Source organism: Bradyrhizobium sp. LB13.1 (assembly GCF_054056815.1).
In genome coordinates this window covers 6668341-6687115 of the sequence record NZ_JBSRYQ010000001.1, presented here as the reverse complement: position 1 = coordinate 6687115, position 18775 = coordinate 6668341, and the positions used below count along the sequence as shown (strand labels likewise).

The following is an 18775-nucleotide window of genomic DNA, read 5'->3' as shown; positions in this document are numbered from 1 at the left end:
GATTCCCTTAATTTAGTGCGTCGCTAAGCGCCGCGTTGAGCGCAGCGAGACCTTTCTTGAGCCCGCCCTTCAGGTGGACCCGCAGCGCGCGCCGGCCGCGCTCGGTGAGCACGTCGAAGTCGCCGCGCGCCTGTGCTGCCTTGATGATTCCGAAGCTTGCCTTCTGGCCCGGCACGGGCAAGTCCTTGACGTCGTCGGCAGTGATCTGGAGGAATACGCCGCTATCGGGCCCGCCCTTGTAGGCTTGCCCGGTCGAGTGCAGGAAGCGCGGTCCAAACTCGGCGCAGGTTGCGACGTGCCGCTTCTCGCGCACTTCGAGCCGCATGGTTTGCAATGCCTCGATCGTCGCCTTGTCGCGCGCGATGTAGCCGAGCAGGGCGACATAATCGCCATGGTTGGAGCGCGACAGATGCGCCTTCAGCCATGAGGTCAGGTCGCCGTTGGCGCCGGCAGCGCGCAACGCCGTGGCGTTGGACTCGTCGGTGTAGAGATCGGCTTCATCCGTGCTGACCACCGGCTGCTCAGCCGGCAGCGCGCCGGTTTTCTCGAACGACGCGGTGAGCTCGCGGGTCTTGATCTTGGCCGCTTCCACGTCCGGTTGGTCGAACGGATTGATGCCGAGGATGCTGCCCGCCACCGCCGTTGCCATCTCGAAGCGGAAGAACTCCTGGCCCAGATGGTCGATCGACTTCATCACGATGCGCACCACGGGATGGCCGGCCGCTTCGACCGCGGCAAGCTTCGAGTCATGGGCGGCGTCCGCCTCGCCCTCGATACGGATGTCGATGAAGAGCCGGTCATTGCCATAGACTGCGGGTTCGCCCAGCGGCTCGCCGTCGATCGGGATCAGGCCCTTGCCGTCCTTGCCCGTCGATTCGGCGATGAGCTGTTCGGCCCAGGCGCCGAAATCGGCGATCTTCTTCGACGACAGGATCGTCACCTTGTCGCGGCCTTCGAGCGCCGCGAGGCCCATGGCAAGGCCGAGCTGCACGCCGGGGTTCTCAGCTGGCGGCACGTCCGGTCCGCAGGAGCGGGCCATCGCAAGCGCGTGCTTGACGAAGGTCTTGATATCGACGCCCGCGGTTGCCGCCGGCACCAGGCCGAACGGCGAGAGCACCGAATAACGTCCGCCGATGGAGGGCTCGCCGTGGAAGATGCGGGCATAGTTCAGCTTCTTCGCCGCCGTCTCCAGCGACGAGCCGGGATCGGTCACCGCGATGAAGCGGAAGCCGGTCTTGGCCTTCGGGCCGAGGGCCTGCGCGACGCGCTCATGGAAATAATCCTTCATCGCGTTAGGCTCGGTGGTGCCGCCGGATTTGCTGGAGACGATGAACACGGTGTTGGCGATGTCGATCCTGGCCTCCATCGCCCGCACCTGCGCCGGATCGGTGGAATCCAGCACGTGCAGCTTCGGGAAGCCGGACTTCCGCGCGAACGTCTCGGCCAGCACCTCGGGACCAAGGCTCGAACCGCCCATGCCGAGCACGACGGCGTCGGAGAACTTCTGGCCCTTCACGCGGTTTGCGTAGTCCTCATAATCGGCGACGTCGGCTTTGGCGGCGCTGTCGAGCCAGCCGAGCCATTTGTCCTCGTCGCTTCCGGTCCAGACCGATTTGTCGCGCTGCCACAGCCTGCGGATCTTGGCAGAGGCCCGCCATTCCTCGGTGCTCTTGGCCACGGCCTTACCGAGACCGTCGCCGAGCGAGAGAAGCTGGCGGTCGATCGCGGGCCCGAGCACGGTGGCGCGCTTGTGGGCGACCGCGCCATAGAGCTTGTCGGCGGCATCGGCAAACTGCTTGACGCCGTCCTTGACGAGCTCTTCGGTGACGGCATCGAGCGAGACGCCGGAGCGCTCCAGTTCTTCCAGCACGCGGCGGGCGTCGTCGACATTCCCTTCAAGGCTGTCGTGCGGCGTGCCGTGGTCGCGGAACGCATCCAGCGTCGCCGGCGGCACGGTGTTGATGGTGTTGGGACCGATCAATTCCTCGACATAGAGGACGTCGCTGTAGTCCTTGTTCTTGGTGCCGGTCGAGGCCCACAACATGCGCTGCGGCTTGGCGCCCTTGGCGGCAAGCTTGTCCCAGCGGGGACCCGAGAACAACCGCTTGTAGTCCTGATAGGCGACCTTGGCGTTGGCGATCGCGACCTTGCCCTTCAGCGCGGCGAGCCGTTCCTTTTCGCTGGGGTCGTTGGCGCGAGCGATTTTTTCATCGAGCTGCTTGTCGACCACCAAATCGATGCGGCTGACGAAGAAGCTCGCCACGCTCGCCACGTGCGAGGGGTCGCCGCCACCTGCGACGTATTTCTCCAGGCCGGCGAGATAGGCCTCGGCGACTTGCAGATAGACGTCCCTGGAGAACAGCAGGGTGATGTTGATGCTGATGCCATCGCCGATGAGCGTTTCGATCGCGGGCAGGCCCTCCGGCGTCGCCGGCACCTTCACCATCAGGTTCTTGCGGTTGACGTCCTTCCAGAGCCGCCGCGCCTCGGCGACCGTGCTGCCTGTGTCCATCGCCAGATAGGGCGAGACCTCCAGGCTGACATATCCGTCGTCTCCCCTGAGGCGGTCATAGACCGGGCGCAGCACGTCGGCGGCGTTCTGGATGTCCTCGACCGCGACAGCCTCGAACAGGTCGGCGACCGATCGATCGCCGCGCTTCAACGCCTTGCCGATCTGCGCGTCGTACTCGTCCGAGCTGCCGATCGCCTTCTCGAAGATCGATGGATTGGAGGTGACGCCCTTGACGCCGTCGGTGTCGATCAGCCGCTTCAGGTCGCCCTTGGCGATGAAGCCACGGGCCAGGAAGTCCAGCCAGACGGCTTGTCCGTGCTTTTCCAGTTCTTTGACGGGATTCATGCTGCTTATTTATCTCCAAGCCTGCGGGCGAGGGGTTTCCGCGCCGGTCCTGACGCGCTATCCTCTAGCTTACATGCTTCCTTGAGGGAACCATTCAAGGGTATGGACGTCATACCCTCCAGTGTAACTCCGTCGCCATCATGGCGATCCGGGTGAAGGAGCCGAGTTACGTAAAAAGTCGTTGGCCGCGAGGAATCGGCCGGGGCTCGTTGCGTAGCGTTTAGCTGCCTAACCTCGTCGCTAGTGGCTGCGCGGAGTACGATCGGCGGATTCCGGTCCGCCTGATGCATTGTGGCTCGGTCGCGAATGGCCATGCTGGGGGAAAGCATGCACGCAGATCATGCAGATCATGATGGCCTGGCGCCCGCTGTCGCTGACAGCCCGCAATCGGTCACGCGGGCCGGATGCATCGACGCCTCCAACGATCTCGAAATCAGTCTATGCAAGACCCAACTACGGCTGCTGGTCGCGGCGGGTTTCGCCGTGACACTGCTCAGCGCCGGCCTGGCCTTAGCTTGGTGGGGCGGCATGAGCGACTACGATACCGCGATGGGCTATGCGGGCGTCGCGCTGTTCGGTCCGATCACCTGCTGGCTGATCTGGGTGCTCCCCGCCGAACGGGGGCCGGTGGTGATCGTCACCCCCTACGGCATCCGCGATCTCCGCATCGGCAATGAATTTCTGCTGTGGGACTCGATCGCGGAGATTTCGGCTGAAGAACGCCGCGGGCGCAAGATGATCGTGCTGACGCCGACGCCGGCCTTGCAGCGGCAGCTCTGCACCATCCGCGGCTTGGCCCGTTGTGCTCAGAACGGTCGGATTGTCATCCGGTCGGAGGGTTTGGCGACCGATTTTGATACACTGCTGAGCGCTTGCCGCGACTGTCACGCTGCCAGTAGTCCGCGCACTGCATTGCAGCAGGAAGATGAACGCGGCACCCAAGGCTTCGCCGTACAAGCGTCATAAGATCGCCGCTCGCGGATCGCTATGGTGCCGGGCAGGATAGGCTCATCCCCGGTAACGCCCGGATGTTGCGACCGAGTGACATTTTCTGGAAATAGGCCAATATAGATAGAGATTCGCACAAATTACGGGCAGGTGCCTGTTCGTAACCCAACGAGTGCCTACGTTGTGCGTTGCGTCGAGTCGACACCAGGGTGTCCAATGATCGTCATGTGCTCACGCTGATTCGATCCGGCCTGAGGAACGGTCCGGTAACTGCTTTCGTTTCAGCTTGTAGCGGAACTCACGCGGAGAGGGATCATGTACAACGATTCTCTATTCAACGCTTTCGCTAAGTCGTTCGAGGCGAGAAGCCAGCACGACATGTCGATGGCGGAATATCTGGAATCGTGTCGAAGCGATCCCATGAAATACGCGAACGCGGCCGAACGATTACTCGCGGCGATCGGCGAGCCCCAGACGATTGACACGGCCAAGGACCCACGCCTTGGCCGTATTTTTTTGAACCGCACGATCCGCACCTATCCGGCCTTCGCCGGTTTTTATGGCATGGAAGAAACCATCGAGCGCATCGTCGGTTTCTTCCGTCACGCAGCGCAGGGCCTCGAAGAGCGCAAGCAGATACTCTATCTGCTCGGTCCGGTCGGCGGCGGCAAATCCTCGCTTGCCGAGCGGCTGAAGTCGCTGATGGAAGTGCATCCGATCTACGTGCTCAAGGCCGGCGACGAGTTGAGCCCGGTGTTCGAAAGCCCGCTCAGCCTGTTCGATCCGGATCAGCTCGGCCCGATGCTGGAAGAGAAATACGGCATTCCGCGCCGCCGTCTCACCGGCCTGATGAGCCCGTGGTGCTACAAGCGGCTCGAAGCCTTCGGCGGTGACATTTCCCAGTTTCGGGTCGCCAAGATCCAGCCGTCGCGGCTGCGCCAGATCGCGGTCGCCAAGACCGAGCCCGGTGACGAGAACAACCAGGACATCTCCTCGCTGGTCGGCAAGGTCGATATCCGCAAGCTCGAGACTTACGCGCAGAACGATCCCGATGCCTACAGCTATTCGGGCGGCCTCAACCGCGCCAACCAGGGCATCCTCGAATTCGTCGAAATGTTCAAGGCGCCGATCAAGATGCTGCACCCGCTGCTGACGGCAACGCAGGAAGGCAACTATATCGGCACGGAGAATATCGGCGCGATTCCGTTCACCGGCGTCATCCTCGCCCACTCCAACGAAGCCGAGTGGTCGAGCTTCAAGGCCAACAAGAACAACGAGGCCTTCATCGACCGCATCTGCGTGATCAAGGTGCCTTATTGCCTGCGGATCACCGAAGAGCAGAAGATCTACGAGAAGCTGATCCAGGGCTCCGAGCTCGCGGCCGCGCCGTGCGCTCCTTCGACGCTGGAGACGATGGCCCGGTTCTCGGTGATGTCGCGTCTGCGCAAGCACGAAAATTCCACGGTGTTCGCCAAGATGCGGGTTTACGACGGCGAGAGCCTGAAGGAATCCGATCCGAAGGCGCGCAGCGTCCAGGAATATCGCGATGCCGCCGGCGTCGACGAGGGCATGGACGGTGTCTCCACGCGCTTCGCTTTCAAGATCCTGGCTGCCACCTTCAACCATGATCCGCAGGAAGTCGCCGCCGACGCCGTGCATCTGATGTACGCGCTGGAGCAGTCGATCAAACGCGAGCAGCTGCCCGAGGAAGTCGAGAAGCGCTACCTCGAATTCATCAAGGCGGATCTCGCACCGCGCTATGCCGAGTTCATCGGCAACGAGATCCAGAAGGCCTATCTCGAATCCTACTCGGATTACGGCCAGAACCTGTTCGACCGTTACGTCGACTACGCCGATGCCTGGATCGAGGACCAGGATTTCAAGGATGCCGACACCGGCCAGCTGCTTGATCGCGAACTGTTGAACCAGGAATTGACCAAAATCGAGAAGCCGGCGGGCATCGCCAATCCGAAGGATTTCCGCAACGAGGTGGTCAAATTCTCGTTACGGTCGCGCGCCCAGAACGGTGGCAAGAATCCGACCTGGATCTCCTATGAGAAGATTCGCGATGTGATCGAAAAGCGGATATTCTCTCAGGTCGAGGACCTGCTTCCGGTCATCTCTTTCGGATCGAAGAAGGACGGCGAGACGGAAAAGAAGCACGGCGAGTTCGTCGCACGCATGGTGGAGCGCGGCTACACCGAGCGTCAGGTTCGCCGGCTCGTCGAATGGTACATGCGCGTGAAGCAGGCCGGTTGAGGCGGATGGAAAAGTGCCCATTCACATTATTGACAGGCGCCTGAATCCAGGCGGCAAGAGTCTTGAGAACCGGCAGCGGTTCTTGCGTCGGGCCAAATCCCTGGTGCAGGGCGCCGTCAAGAAGACCTCGCAGGAACGCGACATCAAGGATGTCCTGGAGGGTGGTGAAGTTACGATTCCGCTCGACGGCATGCACGAGCCGCGTTTCCGCCGCGACGGCGGAACGCGCGACATGGTATTGCCCGGGAACAAGAAGTTCATCGAGGGCGACTATCTCCAGCGCTCCGGCCAGGGCAGCGCCAAGGATTCCGGGCCGGGCGAAGGCGACAGCGAGGACGCCTTCCGCTTCGTGCTGAGCCGCGACGAGTTCGTCGATCTCTTCCTCGACGATCTCGAACTGCCGGACCTTGCCAAGCGCAAGATCGCGCACACCGAGAGCGAGGGCATCCAGCGCGCCGGCTATACCACGTCCGGCTCGCCGGCCAATATTTCGGTCAGCCGAACGGTGCGGCTCGCGCTGGCACGCCGCATCGCGCTCAAACGTCCCCGCAAGGACGAGATCGAGGAACTGGAAGCCGCAATCGCCGCATGCACGGATGAGGACGAGCGTGTGGTGCTTCTCGCCCAGCTGGAAAAGCTGAAAGCGAAGATCAAGCGCATTCCCTTCATCGATCCGCTCGACATCCGCTACCGCCGCTTCGAGACGGTGCCCAAGCCCGTTGCCCAGGCCGTGATGTTCTGCCTGATGGACGTGTCGGGCTCGATGTCCGAGCACATGAAGGATCTCGCAAAGCGCTTCTACATGCTGCTCTACGTGTTCCTGAAGCGTCGCTACAAGCATGTCGACATCGTCTTCATCCGCCACACCGACCGCGCCGAGGAAGTGGACGAGCAGACCTTCTTCTACGGTCCGGCCTCCGGCGGCACGCTGGTTTCCAGCGCGCTCCAGGCGATGCACGAGATCGTGCGCGAGCGCTTCAATCCGTCGGACTGGAATATCTACGCCGCACAAGCCTCCGACGGCGACAATTCCTATTCCGACGGCGAGCTCACGGGCATGCTGTTGACCGACAAGATCCTGCCGGTCTGCCAGTTCTTCGCCTATCTCGAGGTCGGGGAATCAGGCGGCAGCGCCTTCGATCTCTCCGACTCCTCGCTCTGGACCCTCTACGAGCGCCTGCGCAACAGCGGCGAACCGCTCTCGATGCGCAAGGTCAGCGAGCGCAGCGAGATTTTTCCGGTGTTCCACGATTTGTTCCAGCGCCGCGAAACTGCCCAGGAGAAGACCGCTCCATGACGGAACGCTTGTTCGAAGGCGCCGATTGGGATTTTCACATCTTGCAGCGCATCACCGATGCCTGCGAAGAGGTGGCGACCAAGGATCTCGGGCTCGACGTCTATCCGAACCAGATCGAGGTGATCACCGCCGAGCAGATGCTGGATGCCTATTCGTCGGTCGGCATGCCCCTGTTCTACAAGCATTGGTCGTTCGGCAAGCAGTTCGCGTATCACGAGGCGTCCTATCGCAAGGGACTGATGGGGCTTGCCTATGAAATCGTGATCAACTCCTCGCCCTGCATCTCCTATCTGATGGAGGAGAACACGGCGACGATGCAGACGCTGGTGATTGCCCACGCCGCCTTCGGCCACAACCACTTCTTCAAGAACAATTATCTGTTCAAGCAGTGGACCGACGCCGACGGTATTCTGGACTACCTCGACTTCGCCAAGAAGTATGTGATGAGCTGCGAGGAGCGCTACGGTCGCGTCGAGGTCGAGCGCACTTTGGATGCCGCGCATGCGCTGATGTCGCACGGCATCGACCGCTATCCCGGCAAGAAGAAGCTGGATTTGCGCGAGGAAGAGAAGCGTGCCGGCCGTCGCCGCCAGCACGAAGAGGAGGTCTTCAACGATCTCTGGCGCACGGTGCCCAAGGGGGCGTCGAAGACCCGGTCAGCCATCTCCCTCGAACGGCGCCGCAAGCTGCTCGGCCTGCCGCAGGAAAACCTGCTGTATTTCCTGGAGAAAAGCGCGCCGCGCCTGGCGCCATGGCAGCGCGAGCTGTTGCGCATCGTCCGCCACATCGCGCAATATTTCTATCCGCAGAGCCAGACCAAGGTGATGAACGAGGGGACGGCGACCTACGTCCACTATCGCATCATGACCAAGCTGCATCAGCAGGGCCGCATCAGCGACGGCAATTTCCTCGAATTCCTGCAGTCACACACCAACGTCGTGTTCCAGCCCGAATTCGACGACCAGCGCTTCTCGGGGTTTAACCCCTACGCGCTCGGCTTCGCAATGATGCAGGACATCGAGCGCATCGTCACAAATCCCGCGGACGAGGATCGTGAGTGGTTCCCCGACATCGCCGGCAAGAACGACGTGATGGGCGTGCTGCGCGACGTCTGGGCCAACTACCGCGATGAAAGCTTCATCGCGCAGTTCCTGAGTCCGAAGCTGATGCGGCACCTCCGCATGTTCCATCTGCACGACGATCCCGAAGAGCGTGCGGGCATCCGGGTCGATGCCATCCACGACGATCGCGGCTTCCGCCGTGTTCGGCGCGAATTGGCGCGGCAGCATGATGTCGGCTACATCGACGCCAATATCGAGGTGGTCGACGTCGATCTCTCCGGCGACCGCCGCCTGATCCTGCATCACCATGTGATCAAGGGCTCCCAGCTCAACGAGACCGACGCCAAGCGGGTGCTCCAGCACCTCGCCGATCTCTGGACCTACGACGTCGCGCTGATCGAGGTCGACGGCAACGACAAGGTCTTGCGCGAATATGTCGTGAGCCCGCGCCCGATTCCGGTGGCGGCCTGACGCCGCCGTCTACGGAGAACGCTTCTTGGCCGGCTTCTTCTTGGCCTTGCTCGCGTTCAGGGCCGCCGCCGCGCGGATCAGCGCCTTCAACGCCTTCTCGTTGATTTTCGCGCCTTCGTGGAAATCGATCGCGCGCCGCACGTTGCCCTCGAGGCTGGAATTGAACAGCCCGGCCGGGTCGTCCAACGCAGCGCCCTTGGCAAACGTCATCTTCACGACGGCCTTGTAGGTCTCCCCCGTGCAGATGATGCCGTCGTGCTCCCACACGGGCACGCCGCGCCATTTCCACTCCTCGACGATGTCAGGGTCGGCCTCCTTGATCAGGCCGCGGATTCGCTTGAACATCTCGCCGCGCCAGTCGCCGAGCTCCTTGATCCTGCCGTCGATCAGCTTGGAAGGCGAAGGCCCATTTGCTTCCTTCGCGCTGCCTGTCGCCGCGGTCACGGCCTTTTTCATGATCGCGCCTCCCGTCGCGCGTCATCGCGCTTGCCGAGATAGGGCAGCGCGAACAGGTAGAGTCCGGTGATAAGCATCGGAATCAGCGGGACGAGCGCCAGGAAGCCGATCCAGGCGGCCTCGACCTGCTGGATCATGGCGACGATGTTCGCGATGACGGCGAGCGTGAAAGCGATCGACAGCCAGCGATGGATTTGCCGAATCCACATGTTCGAGCTCATTGGGATCTCCTTTGGAAATGATCTGAAGAGACGCCGGCTGGGCTAGTCAGCCCGCGCCAGCACCTCGTCCAGCTTGGCGAAAAACTGCTTCCAGCCGGCATGCGCGCCGCCAAAAGCCTGCTTCTGCGTCGGGCTGAAGCCGGCTTGCTCGACCCGCAGTTGCGTGCCGGCGCCCGTCGGTGTCAGCGTGAAGGTCACGACGCTCTTGAGATCGAACGCCGCGTCGTCATGCGTGAAATTCCAGGTGTAGGCGAGCGTGCGCTGTGGCTCGATGGTGAGGACCTCGCAGTCGAGCACGCCACCCCACTCGCCGCGAAGATTGAAGCGATGGCCGACGGTCGGCTTGAAGTCGTTCTTCATCAGCCATTCCTCGATCAGGTGCGGCTGCGTCAGCGCGCGCCAGATCCGCTCCGCCGGAAAGGCAAACTCGCGCTCGATGACGACAGAACGCATCTCGGTAGCGGCTTCGGTCATTGGTCCATCCTCTTCAGGAGATCGTCGAGCGCGTCGAGTCGGTTTTGCCAGAACCCGGCCATCTGGCCGGTCCAGTCGATCAGCGGATTGAGCGCGGCAGGTTGCGCGCTGTAATGCGTTTGCCGTCCTTGATGCCGGTCGCGCACCAGCCCGGCCTGCTTCAGCGCGCCGAGATGTTTTGAGACCGCCGGCTGGGAAACGCCTGATACCGCCGTCAGTGCCCCGACCGTCTGTTCCCCTTCGCGGCACAGCCGCTCGAAGATCGCCCGCCGGGTCGGATCGGCAAGCGTCCTGAACAGAAGGTCGTGAGCGATGGACATGAGATTCATAACCTGTAAGTTATGGATTAATTCATAACCATGGGGTTATGATATGTCAAGCGCGATGAGGGGGAGGTCGGATTTCAGTACTTGCCGCGGGCACCGGTGCACCTCGCCCGCTTGCGGGAGAGGTCGGCGCGTAGCGCCGGGTGAGGGTTTTCTCCTCTTGGGGATTCTCCGATTGTGGAGACACCCTTACCCCGACTCGCAAGCAGGGGAGGGAGCTCACCTTTTCGCGGTAACCTGCTTACGGCCGCAGATAGAGATAACCCTGCGACTGAAGGTCGGCCAGGCGGACTACGCCGCCTTTTTCCGCGCTGACGAAGCCCGGCAAGAGATCCGTAAGCGTGACGTTCTGCGCCTTCATCGTGTTGCCGCACGCGGCGAGCTCGACGCCGTCCTTGGAGAAATCGCTGACGCGCTTGCTGATGTCAGGGTTGGCCTGCGCCCCGTGAAACGCCTTCAGCGCCGGTCCATGGATCACCAGCGCGATCGTGACCTGATCAGGACCGCCGACGCCGTCGATGTGGTTCTGGATGTTGCCGAGCACGAAATTGACCTTCTCCGCGTCGCTGAGGTGATAGACCACCTTCAGCTTGCTGCCCGTGCTCGCTTCGGTGGCGGCTTGTGCACGCGAGGCGCCAAGCGCCGCGCCCACCGCCGAGACGGCGCTCCATAGGATGTTCCGGCGGTTCATGACGATCTCCCTCGATTGCGCCTGAGATATATCATTTGTGGCGGAGCGCGGCGACTTCCTTGCGATCGGTCACGAGCGAGGCGCACTCTCGGGCGTCAGTGCGGTCGAGGCGGAAGATCCCGTCGTCGGCGCCGGCGACCAGCGATTGCTCGGCGTCGTCATCCGGCTTGTTGTTCTGCCAGACCCTGACCCGCACCAGCCGCACGACGGTCGATTTATCGTCCTTCGACAGCGCAACCCCGATGCTGCCGCCCTCGCAGTCGACGCCGCAGCCGAGGCGGACATCGTTCCCGTCCTTCACAAACACAACATGGCTACAGGAGCCGCCGGAATTGAAATCGCGGCTACGATGGCGATATTTGAAGCCGAGCCGGAAGGAATTGTGCAGCTGCTTGTCCTCGCTGTCGAATTCCGCGGAGACCAGCAGCTTCATCAAGGCGACTTTCTGCTTGGGATGCCGCGCCAGGTGTTCGGCATCGTAGCGGCGGACGAAGCAGGCATAAGCCTTGTTGCCGGGCGTGCCTGCGTACATCCGCGCGTTGAAGGTCTCGGCCTCGGTCTTGCCCGCCTCGCGGATGTCTTCGGCCTCCTCGGCCCGGGCGGCGCCGACGAACGTGGCAAAAATGACGGCAGCAAAAAGGGAAAACTTCATGATGGCCTCGAACGCCGCAGCTGAGCTGTAAGCTGTAGACGCGGCCCGGGTGCGACGCGTTCAACGTCGCGTGTCCCTGACATGATCATCGCTGGGGCGGAGCGAGCTGATAGTTCCATGCAGGGCGTTAGTCGTCGCGGGGATCGTGAAGGTTCAATCGAGGTGACGCTGTCGCCTTTCGGAACTCGATGCCTGCGATTCCTTCGACGTTGCCCCGCTTCATCGATGTGATAGCCTTCACAGACAGACGCGTTTGGAAGTCGTAAGCTGGGACTGCCTTTGTAGTTGGTGGAGTCCCCCGCGATGGGCGAAATTCGCAACTTCAGATCCGGGAATGACGAGCCGCCTTCACACGGCCCCATGCCTCGTCGTCTCGCCGCGATCATCGTCGGTGATATCGCTTCCTACAGTCGCCTGATGCAGGCCGACGAGGAAGGCACGCACGTCCGCGTCAAACGGATCGAACGGGATCTCATCCAGCCCAGCATCGTCGAGCACCATGGATCACTGGTGAAGACGACGGGCGACGGCTTCATCGCGATTTTCGACAGTCCCGTCGAGGCTGTTCGATGCAGCATCGTCATTCAGCAGAACCTCATCGGCCGCAACGCATCGCTCGCGAAAGATACCCGGATCGAATACCGGATTGGCGTCAATCTGGGTGATGTCATTGTGGAGCCGGACGATGTCTACGGCGATGGCGTCAACATCGCGACACGCATCGAAGGCATTGCGGAGCCTGGTCAGGTCTACATCTCGGGCGCGATCTACGAGCAGATCAAGCACAAGGTGGTGTGCGGCTATGAGTCGCTCGGGGACCGTAAGGTCAAGAACATCACGGATCCCGTGCGCATCTATCGCGTGCTGCCGGACGCAAATGCGGTCGGCACGACGCGAGGCCGGCGCGAGAATACCCTCATCTTTCTCTTGAGCATCACGCTGCTGGTCATTGCCGCCGGCGTGCTCTGGTATCTGCTGACGCAGCCGACCAGGACGAACGAGCAGGCGGTCACGCCGGCCGTCTCTCCCACCGTGTCCCCGATCCCGCAGCCTCCGCCGCGCGAAGCGGCGAGCCCGACACCGCAACCGTCGCCCTCGTTGGCGTCATCACCTTCGCCGTCCGCCCCGGCGCCCGATCAGTCGGCAACGCCGGTGCGAGAACCCGAATTGATCGCCATTCGCGGCGGCAGCTTCGCGATGGGAAGCAATGATGATCCGACCGAACGACCTGTGCATCAAGTCACGATCAAACCCTTCTCGATCGGAAAATATCCGGTGACCGTGCAGGAATGGAACGAATGCGCGGCTGCGAAGGCATGCGGCTTCACCGCCATCGGCAAGGATGATGCGCCGGTCACCAATGTGAGCTGGTCAGACGCACAACAATATGCGGCCTACCTCGTGCGGTCGACGAAGAAGCCCTATCGGCTTCCGACCGAAGCCGAATGGGAATATGCCGCGCGCGGCGGAACGCAGACAAAATATTGGTGGGGCGACAAGCTTCAGCAAGGCATGGCCGGTTGCAAGGATTGTGGTGACCTCGCGGCCGAGCAGCCCGCGAAGGTCGGTAGCTTCAAGCCGAATCCGTTCGGACTGCACGACATGGGCGGCGGCGTCGATCAATGGGTCGAGGACTGCTGGCACAAAACCTATCAGGGGGCGCCCGCTGACGGCTCGGCATGGAGCAGCGGGGACTGCAGCGCTCATGTCCTGCGCTCTGGCTCCTGGAAGAACGATTCGAGATATGTGCGGCCGTCCAACCGCGATGGCTACGACACCAATGTCCGTTATCCGACGCACGGATTCCGCGTCGCGCTTAGTCCGTAAGTGCTGGAGTAGGTTTGATGCAAATCCTTCGCTGCATCGCGCTATCGGCGGCGCTTGCATTGCTTCCGGGTGTCGCTTGTTCGCAAGGCAAGACCGCCCCCAAGGACGCAAAACTCTATTTCATCACCCCGCATGACGGACAGAAGGTGCGCGGCGGATTTCTGGTTCGGTTTGGCTTGCGGAACATGGGCGTGACGCATGCAGGCGACGACTACCAGAACGCCGGCCATCATCATTTGCTGATCGACGTCAACGACCCCGTCGATCCCAAGGAGCCGATCTTGCAGGACAAGTCGCATCTGCATTTCGGGGCAGGGCAGACCGAAACCCTTCTCGACCTCCCGCCCGGAACGCACACGCTTCAACTCGTGCTCGGCGATGCCAAGCACTACCCATTCGAGCCGCCCGTCGTGTCGGACAAGATCACGGTGCGCGTCAGGCAGCTGCCTCAGCGCGGCAAATGATCACCGGAGGCTGGCGTTGAACTTGTCCAGCATCGCCGAGCCCGGGCACAGCGTGTCCGCTTCCAGCGTGTTGAGCGGCGTCTCCACCGTGTTGAGATGCTCGTGCAGATCTTCCGCGTCGGGATCGACGTAGAGCAGGCCGGTGACGATCTGGCCCTTGGCGGCGTGCTTCTGGAGGAAGGTCTGGGCACCGAGCCGGTCATGCGGATCGTAGTCGGCGTCGATCTTGCGCAATGCGATCTTGCTGCCATCATGCTGTTCGACCATCTGCACCGTGCCTGGTGCGTAATCCACCGCGATGGGGTCGCGGCCGACCAGCACATCGAGCCGGTTCACCGCGTCATTGTGCTCGCGGACATAGTCGAAGCTCTTGGTCGAGCCGGCGTGGTTGTTGAAGGCGATGCAGGGGCTGATGACGTCGATGAACGATGCGCCCTTGTGGCCGATCGCCGCCGCGATCAGCGGCACGAGCTGGGTCTTGTCGCCGGAGAACGAGCGCGCGACGAAGGTGGCGCCCAGCTGCAGCGCGATCGCGACGAGGTCGATCGCGTTGTCGGTGTTGGTGGCGCCCTTCTTGGATTTCGAGCCGCGGTCGGCGGTCGCGGAGAATTGGCCCTTGGTCAGGCCATAGACGCCGTTGTTCTCGACGATATAGGTCATGTTGACGCCACGCCGGATCGAATGCGCGAACTGGCCGAAGCCGATCGACGCAGAGTCGCCGTCGCCGGAGACGCCGAGATAGATCAAATCGCGGTTGGCGAGGTTGGCGCCGGTCAGGACCGACGGCATGCGGCCATGCACGGTGTTGAAGCCGTGTGAATTGCCGAGGAAGTAGTCCGGCGTCTTCGAGGAGCAGCCGATACCCGAGATTTTTGCCACCCGGTGCGGCTCGATCGAAAGCTCGTAGCAGGCCTCGATGATCGACGCCGTGATCGAGTCATGGCCGCAGCCGGCGCACAGGGTCGAGATCTTGCCTTCGTAGTCGCGATGGGTGTAGCCGAGCTCGTTCTTCTTGAGGCCCGGATGATGGAATTTCGGCTTTGCAATGTAGGTCATGACACGGCCTTGCGGAGCGGGGTCACCTTGAGGTGATCCTGGTGGTCGCCAATGGCTTTTGCGATGAAGCGGGCGGTGATCGGCGAACCGTCGTAATGCACGATTGGCACGAGCCGCACCGGGTCGATGCCGTTCTCGTTGACGATGAGCTGGCGGAGCTGGCTGTCGCGGTTCTGCTCGACCACGTAGACGAAATCGTGTTCGGCGAGGAAGCTCGCCACGCTCGAGTGGAACGGGAAGGCGCGGATGCGCAGGCGGTCGAGCTGATGCCCGCGCGTTTCCAGCAATCCGATCGCCTCGTCCATCGCCGGCGTGGTCGAGCCGAAATAGATCACGCCGTATTTGGTCGGCCGTTCCGCATTGGCCTGCAGCGGCCGCGGCACCAGATCCTGCGCGGTCTCGAACTTGCGCATGAGACGCTGCATGTTGTCGGCGTAGACCGAGCCTTCCTCGGAGTACCGCGCATAGCGATCACGCGAAGTGCCGCGGGTAAAATAGGAGCCCTTGGTCGGATGCGTGCCGGGATAGGTGCGGTAGGGGATGCCGTCGCCGTCGACGTCGAGATAGCGGCCGAAGTCACGGCCTTCGTCCAGCATCTCCGCGGTCATGACCTTGCCGCGGTCATATTGCTTGGCGTCGTCCCACTTCAGGGGACGGCAGAGCCGGTGGTTCATGCCGATATCGAGGTCGAGCATCAGGAAGATGGTGGTCTGGAGCCGCTCGGCGAGATCGAAAGCGGCGGCTGCAAATTCGAACGCTTCAGCCGGATCTTCCGGGAACAGCAGCACATGCTTGGTGTCGCCATGCGAAGCATAGGCGCAGGCGATGATGTCGCATTGCTGGGTGCGGGTCGGCATGCCGGTCGAGGGACCGGCGCGCTGGATGTTCATGATCACGGCCGGGATTTCGGCGAAGTATGAAAGGCCGATGAACTCCGTCATCAGCGAGATGCCGGGGCCGGAGGTCGCGGTGAATGCGCGTGCGCCGTTCCAGGAGGCGCCGATCACGATACCGATTGAAGCCAGCTCGTCCTCGCCCTGCACGATCGCGTATTTCGCCTTGCCCGTATCAGGATCGTGCCGGTACTTCTTGCAGTGAGCGGTAAAAGCCTCCGCCACGGACGAGGACGGCGTGATCGGATACCAGGCGCACACGGTGGCGCCACCATAGACGGCGCCGAGCGCGGCGGCGCTGTTGCCCTCGATGAAGATGCGGTCGCCGACCTTGTCGGACTTCTTCACCCGCAGCCCGGTCGGGCATTTCAGGTTCTGCAGCGCCCAGTCGCGGCCGAGATGCAGCGCGTGGACGTTGGAGGAGAGCAGCTTCTCCTTGCCCTTGTACTGCTCGCCGATTAGCTGCTCGATCAGTTTCGGATCCATGTCGAGCAGCGCCGAGAGCGCGCCGAGATAGATGATGTTCTTGAACAGCTGGCGTTGGCGTGGATCGGTGTAAGTCGAATTGGTGATTGCGGTCAGGGGGACGCCGATCACGGTGATGTCGTCGCGGAATTTCGTCGACGGCATCGGCTTGGTGGAATCGTAGAACAGATAGCCGCCCGGTTCGATGCCGGCGACGTCCTTGTCCCAGGTCTGCGGGTTCATCGCCACCATCATGTCGACGCCGCCGCGGGCGCCGAGATGGCCGTGTTCGGTCACCCGCACCTCGTACCAGGTCGGCAGGCCCTGGATGTTGGAGGGAAAGATGTTGCGGGGGCTCACCGGGACGCCGTGACGCAGGATCGCGCGCGCGAACATCTCGTTCGCGCTGGCCGAGCCCGATCCGTTGACGTTGGCGAAGCGGACGACGAAGTCGTTTACGCTGCTGATCGGCTTTTTGTCGGACATGCTGAACCTGCGTAAGTCATCTCGATGAAATATTTTTGCATGTCCCAGGCGCCGGTGGGACAACGCTCGGCGCACAGCCCGCAATGCAGGCAGACATCCTCGTCTTTGACCATCACGCGCCCGGTCTTGAGGTCGCTGGACACATAGAGGTCCTGGTCCGGACGGGGCGAGGGCGCTTTCAGGCGCTGGCGCAGATCGGCCTCTTCGCCATTCTCTGTGAAGGTGATGCAATCCATCGGGCAGATATCGACGCAGGCGTCGCATTCGATGCAGAGCGAAGTCGAGAACACCGTCTCCACGTCGCAGTTCAGGCAACGCTCGGCTTCGCCAAGCGCCAGCTTGACGTCGTAGCCAAGCTCGACCTCGGTGCGAATGTCCTTCAGCGCGATCACCTTGTCGCGATGCGGCACCTTGAAACGCTTGTCGTTGGAAATGTCGTTGTCATAGCTCCATTCGTGGATGCCCATCTTTTGCGATGAGACATGCACCTCCGGCAATGGCCGTTCGGTGATGTCCTCGCCCGAGAGCATCCTGTGGATCGACAGCGCGGCATCATGGCCCTGCGCCACGGCCCAGATGATGTTCTTCGGTCCGAACGAGGCGTCGCCGCCGAAGAACACTTTTGGATTGGTCGATACGAACGTCTTCGGATCGACCTTGGGCATGTGCCATTTATCGAACTCGATGCCGCAATCCTGCTCGATCCAGGGGAAGGCATTCTCCTGACCGACCGCGACCAGCACGTCGTCGCATTCGATGGTCTGGTCCGGCTCGCTGGAGGGCACGAGGTTACGGCGGCCCTTGGCGTCGTATTCGGCCTTCACTTTCTGGAAGGTGATGCCGGTGAGCTTGCCGTTGTCGTGGACGAAGGCGATGGGGACGAGGAAGTTGAGGATCGGGATGTCCTCGTGGAGCGCGTCTTCCTTCTCCCAGGGCGAGGCCTTCATCTCTTCGAAGCCGGAGCGCACGACGACCTTCACCTCTTCGCCGCCGAGGCGGCGCGCGGTCCGGCAGCAATCCATCGCGGTGTTGCCGCCGCCGAGCACGATGACGCGCTTGCCGATCTTGTCGGTATGACCGAACGAGACCGAGGACAGCCAGTCGATGCCGATATGGACGTTGGCGGCTGCTTCCTTGCGTCCGGGGATGTCGAGTTCGCGTCCGCGCGGTGCGCCGGAGCCGACGAAGATCGCGTCATATTTCTCCGCGAGCAGCGCCTTCATGCTCTCGATGCGATGGCCGCCTTTGAAGTCGACGCCGAGATTGAGGATGTAGCCGGTCTCCTCGTCGATCACCGAATTGGGCAGCCGGAACTTCGGGATCTGCGAGCGCATCATCCCGCCGGCCTGCGGGTCACCGTCGAACACGGTGCAGTGATAGCCGAGCGGCGCGAGATCGCGCGCGACCGTCAGCGAGGCTGGGCCGCCGCCGACGAATGCAACACGCTTGCCGTTTTTCGCCGAAGGCCGCGGCAGGCGCTGCGTGATATCGTCCTTGAAGTCGGCGGCGACGCGCTTGAGGCGGCAGATCGCGACCGGCGTCTCCTCGACGCGTCCGCGGCGGCACGCCGGCTCGCATGGACGGTCGCAGGTGCGTCCCAGAATTCCGGGAAACACGTTCGATTTCCAATTGATCATGTAGGCGTCGCTGTAGCGGCCTTGGGCGATCAGTCGGATATATTCGGGGACGGGGGTGTGTGCAGGACAGGCCCATTGGCAATCGACCACTTTGTGAAAGTAGTCGGGGGCCGCGATATCGGTCGGTTTCATTCCTACCCTGTCCGCGCAGGCTCAAAGACCCCCGCGGCCTTTTCTTGAGCTTGGCGAACGCTAACTCGCTTCGATCTGGTTTCTGAATGACGTCATTGGGTT

16 protein-coding genes are annotated in these 18775 nt (G+C 62.2%); 6 read left to right on the top strand and 10 right to left on the bottom strand.

Features of this window, described 5'->3' with window-relative positions:
- Positions 1-7 precede the first annotated feature (7 nt).
- The gene (locus ACVWYI_RS32340; protein ID WP_456664192.1) at positions 8-2857 is read right to left on the bottom strand and encodes a bifunctional transaldolase/phosoglucose isomerase; all 2850 of its coding nucleotides are present in this window, start codon (positions 2855-2857) and stop codon (positions 8-10) included.
- Between the two features lie 306 nt (positions 2858-3163).
- On the opposite strand from ACVWYI_RS32340, the gene ACVWYI_RS32335 reads away from it, so the two are divergent.
- The 4 genes from ACVWYI_RS32335 (at position 3164) to ACVWYI_RS32320 (ending at position 8893) form a co-directional block, all read left to right on the top strand.
- Entirely contained in the window at positions 3164-3823 is a 660-nt protein-coding gene (locus tag ACVWYI_RS32335) for an STM3941 family protein (RefSeq protein WP_456664191.1), read from the top strand.
- A 297-nt stretch (positions 3824-4120) separates the two neighbouring features.
- Positions 4121-6064, top strand: a complete 1944-nt coding sequence (locus ACVWYI_RS32330) for a PrkA family serine protein kinase (RefSeq protein WP_247350872.1) — start codon at positions 4121-4123, stop codon at positions 6062-6064.
- Between the two features lie 19 nt (positions 6065-6083).
- Positions 6084-7361, top strand: a complete 1278-nt coding sequence (locus ACVWYI_RS32325) for a YeaH/YhbH family protein (protein ID WP_456664599.1) — start codon at positions 6084-6086, stop codon at positions 7359-7361.
- A complete protein-coding gene (locus ACVWYI_RS32320) occupies positions 7358-8893 on the top strand; it encodes a SpoVR family protein (RefSeq protein WP_247350874.1) in 1536 nt (511 codons plus the stop codon). The genes ACVWYI_RS32325 and ACVWYI_RS32320 overlap by 4 nt, the downstream gene beginning before the upstream one ends.
- 9 nt (positions 8894-8902) lie before the next feature.
- Here ACVWYI_RS32320 and ACVWYI_RS32315 read toward each other — a convergent pair whose 3' ends face one another.
- The 6 genes from ACVWYI_RS32315 to ACVWYI_RS32290 form a co-directional block, all read right to left on the bottom strand.
- On the bottom strand, positions 8903-9349 hold the full coding sequence (locus tag ACVWYI_RS32315) for a DUF1801 domain-containing protein (protein ID WP_456664190.1): 447 nt from the start codon (positions 9347-9349) through the stop codon (positions 8903-8905).
- Positions 9346-9570 carry a hypothetical protein gene (locus ACVWYI_RS32310; protein ID WP_354105778.1) on the bottom strand — a complete coding sequence of 75 codons (225 nt, stop codon included), beginning with the start codon at positions 9568-9570 and terminating at the stop codon, positions 9346-9348. The genes ACVWYI_RS32315 and ACVWYI_RS32310 overlap by 4 nt, the downstream gene beginning before the upstream one ends.
- 42 nt (positions 9571-9612) lie before the next feature.
- Complete coding sequence (locus tag ACVWYI_RS32305; protein WP_354105779.1) at positions 9613-10044, bottom strand: SRPBCC family protein; 432 nt, start codon at positions 10042-10044, stop codon at positions 9613-9615.
- Complete coding sequence (locus tag ACVWYI_RS32300; RefSeq protein ID WP_456664189.1) at positions 10041-10364, bottom strand: ArsR/SmtB family transcription factor; 324 nt, start codon at positions 10362-10364, stop codon at positions 10041-10043. Before ACVWYI_RS32300 ends, ACVWYI_RS32305 begins: the two co-directional genes overlap by 4 nt.
- Before the next feature lie 247 nt (positions 10365-10611).
- Positions 10612-11061: a DsrE family protein gene (locus tag ACVWYI_RS32295; RefSeq protein WP_456664188.1), complete on the bottom strand. Its 450-nt coding sequence runs from the start codon at positions 11059-11061 to the stop codon at positions 10612-10614.
- Between the two features lie 31 nt (positions 11062-11092).
- Positions 11093-11713, bottom strand: a complete 621-nt coding sequence (locus ACVWYI_RS32290; RefSeq protein ID WP_456664187.1) for a hypothetical protein — start codon at positions 11711-11713, stop codon at positions 11093-11095.
- Between the two features lie 303 nt (positions 11714-12016).
- On the opposite strand from ACVWYI_RS32290, the gene ACVWYI_RS32285 reads away from it, so the two are divergent.
- Together ACVWYI_RS32285 and ACVWYI_RS32280 are read left to right on the top strand one after the other, a co-directional pair.
- On the top strand, positions 12017-13540 hold the full coding sequence (locus ACVWYI_RS32285; RefSeq protein WP_456664186.1) for an SUMF1/EgtB/PvdO family nonheme iron enzyme: 1524 nt from the start codon (positions 12017-12019) through the stop codon (positions 13538-13540).
- A 17-nt stretch (positions 13541-13557) separates the two neighbouring features.
- A complete protein-coding gene (locus tag ACVWYI_RS32280) occupies positions 13558-14004 on the top strand; it encodes a DUF4399 domain-containing protein (RefSeq protein ID WP_456664185.1) in 447 nt (148 codons plus the stop codon).
- Here ACVWYI_RS32280 and ACVWYI_RS32275 read toward each other — a convergent pair whose 3' ends face one another.
- From ACVWYI_RS32275 to ACVWYI_RS32265, 3 genes are read right to left on the bottom strand one after another with little or no spacing between them, the layout of a single operon-like run.
- Positions 14005-15060, bottom strand: a complete 1056-nt coding sequence (locus ACVWYI_RS32275; RefSeq protein ID WP_456664184.1) for a 2-oxoacid:ferredoxin oxidoreductase subunit beta — start codon at positions 15058-15060, stop codon at positions 14005-14007. It abuts the gene before it with no gap.
- Positions 15057-16904, bottom strand: coding sequence for a 2-oxoacid:acceptor oxidoreductase subunit alpha (locus tag ACVWYI_RS32270; RefSeq protein WP_247339267.1), 1848 nt, complete (start codon positions 16902-16904; stop codon positions 15057-15059). The genes ACVWYI_RS32275 and ACVWYI_RS32270 overlap by 4 nt, the downstream gene beginning before the upstream one ends.
- A complete protein-coding gene (locus ACVWYI_RS32265) occupies positions 16874-18673 on the bottom strand; it encodes an FAD-dependent oxidoreductase (protein WP_456664183.1) in 1800 nt (599 codons plus the stop codon). Before ACVWYI_RS32265 ends, ACVWYI_RS32270 begins: the two co-directional genes overlap by 31 nt.
- Between the last annotated feature and the right edge of the window lie 102 nt (positions 18674-18775).

Bases quoted from the DNA above. Each gene is read 5' to 3' on its own strand.
- ACVWYI_RS32340 (WP_456664192.1), bottom strand. From the start codon at position 2,857: ATGAATCCCGTCAAAGAACTGGAAAAGCACGGACAAGCCGTCTGGCTG.
- ACVWYI_RS32335 (WP_456664191.1), top strand. From the start codon at position 3,164: ATGGCCATGCTGGGGGAAAGCATGCACGCAGATCATGCAGATCATGAT.
- ACVWYI_RS32330 (WP_247350872.1), top strand. From the start codon at position 4,121: ATGTACAACGATTCTCTATTCAACGCTTTCGCTAAGTCGTTCGAGGCG.
- ACVWYI_RS32320 (WP_247350874.1), top strand. From the start codon at position 7,358: ATGACGGAACGCTTGTTCGAAGGCGCCGATTGGGATTTTCACATCTTG.
- ACVWYI_RS32315 (WP_456664190.1), bottom strand. From the start codon at position 9,349: ATGAAAAAGGCCGTGACCGCGGCGACAGGCAGCGCGAAGGAAGCAAAT.
- ACVWYI_RS32310 (WP_354105778.1), bottom strand. From the start codon at position 9,570: ATGAGCTCGAACATGTGGATTCGGCAAATCCATCGCTGGCTGTCGATC.
- ACVWYI_RS32305 (WP_354105779.1), bottom strand. From the start codon at position 10,044: ATGACCGAAGCCGCTACCGAGATGCGTTCTGTCGTCATCGAGCGCGAG.
- ACVWYI_RS32300 (WP_456664189.1), bottom strand. From the start codon at position 10,364: ATGTCCATCGCTCACGACCTTCTGTTCAGGACGCTTGCCGATCCGACC.
- ACVWYI_RS32295 (WP_456664188.1), bottom strand. From the start codon at position 11,061: ATGAACCGCCGGAACATCCTATGGAGCGCCGTCTCGGCGGTGGGCGCG.
- ACVWYI_RS32290 (WP_456664187.1), bottom strand. From the start codon at position 11,713: ATGAAGTTTTCCCTTTTTGCTGCCGTCATTTTTGCCACGTTCGTCGGC.
- ACVWYI_RS32285 (WP_456664186.1), top strand. From the start codon at position 12,017: ATGGGCGAAATTCGCAACTTCAGATCCGGGAATGACGAGCCGCCTTCA.
- ACVWYI_RS32280 (WP_456664185.1), top strand. From the start codon at position 13,558: ATGCAAATCCTTCGCTGCATCGCGCTATCGGCGGCGCTTGCATTGCTT.
- ACVWYI_RS32275 (WP_456664184.1), bottom strand. From the start codon at position 15,060: ATGACCTACATTGCAAAGCCGAAATTCCATCATCCGGGCCTCAAGAAG.
- ACVWYI_RS32270 (WP_247339267.1), bottom strand. From the start codon at position 16,904: ATGTCCGACAAAAAGCCGATCAGCAGCGTAAACGACTTCGTCGTCCGC.
- ACVWYI_RS32265 (WP_456664183.1), bottom strand. From the start codon at position 18,673: ATGAAACCGACCGATATCGCGGCCCCCGACTACTTTCACAAAGTGGTC.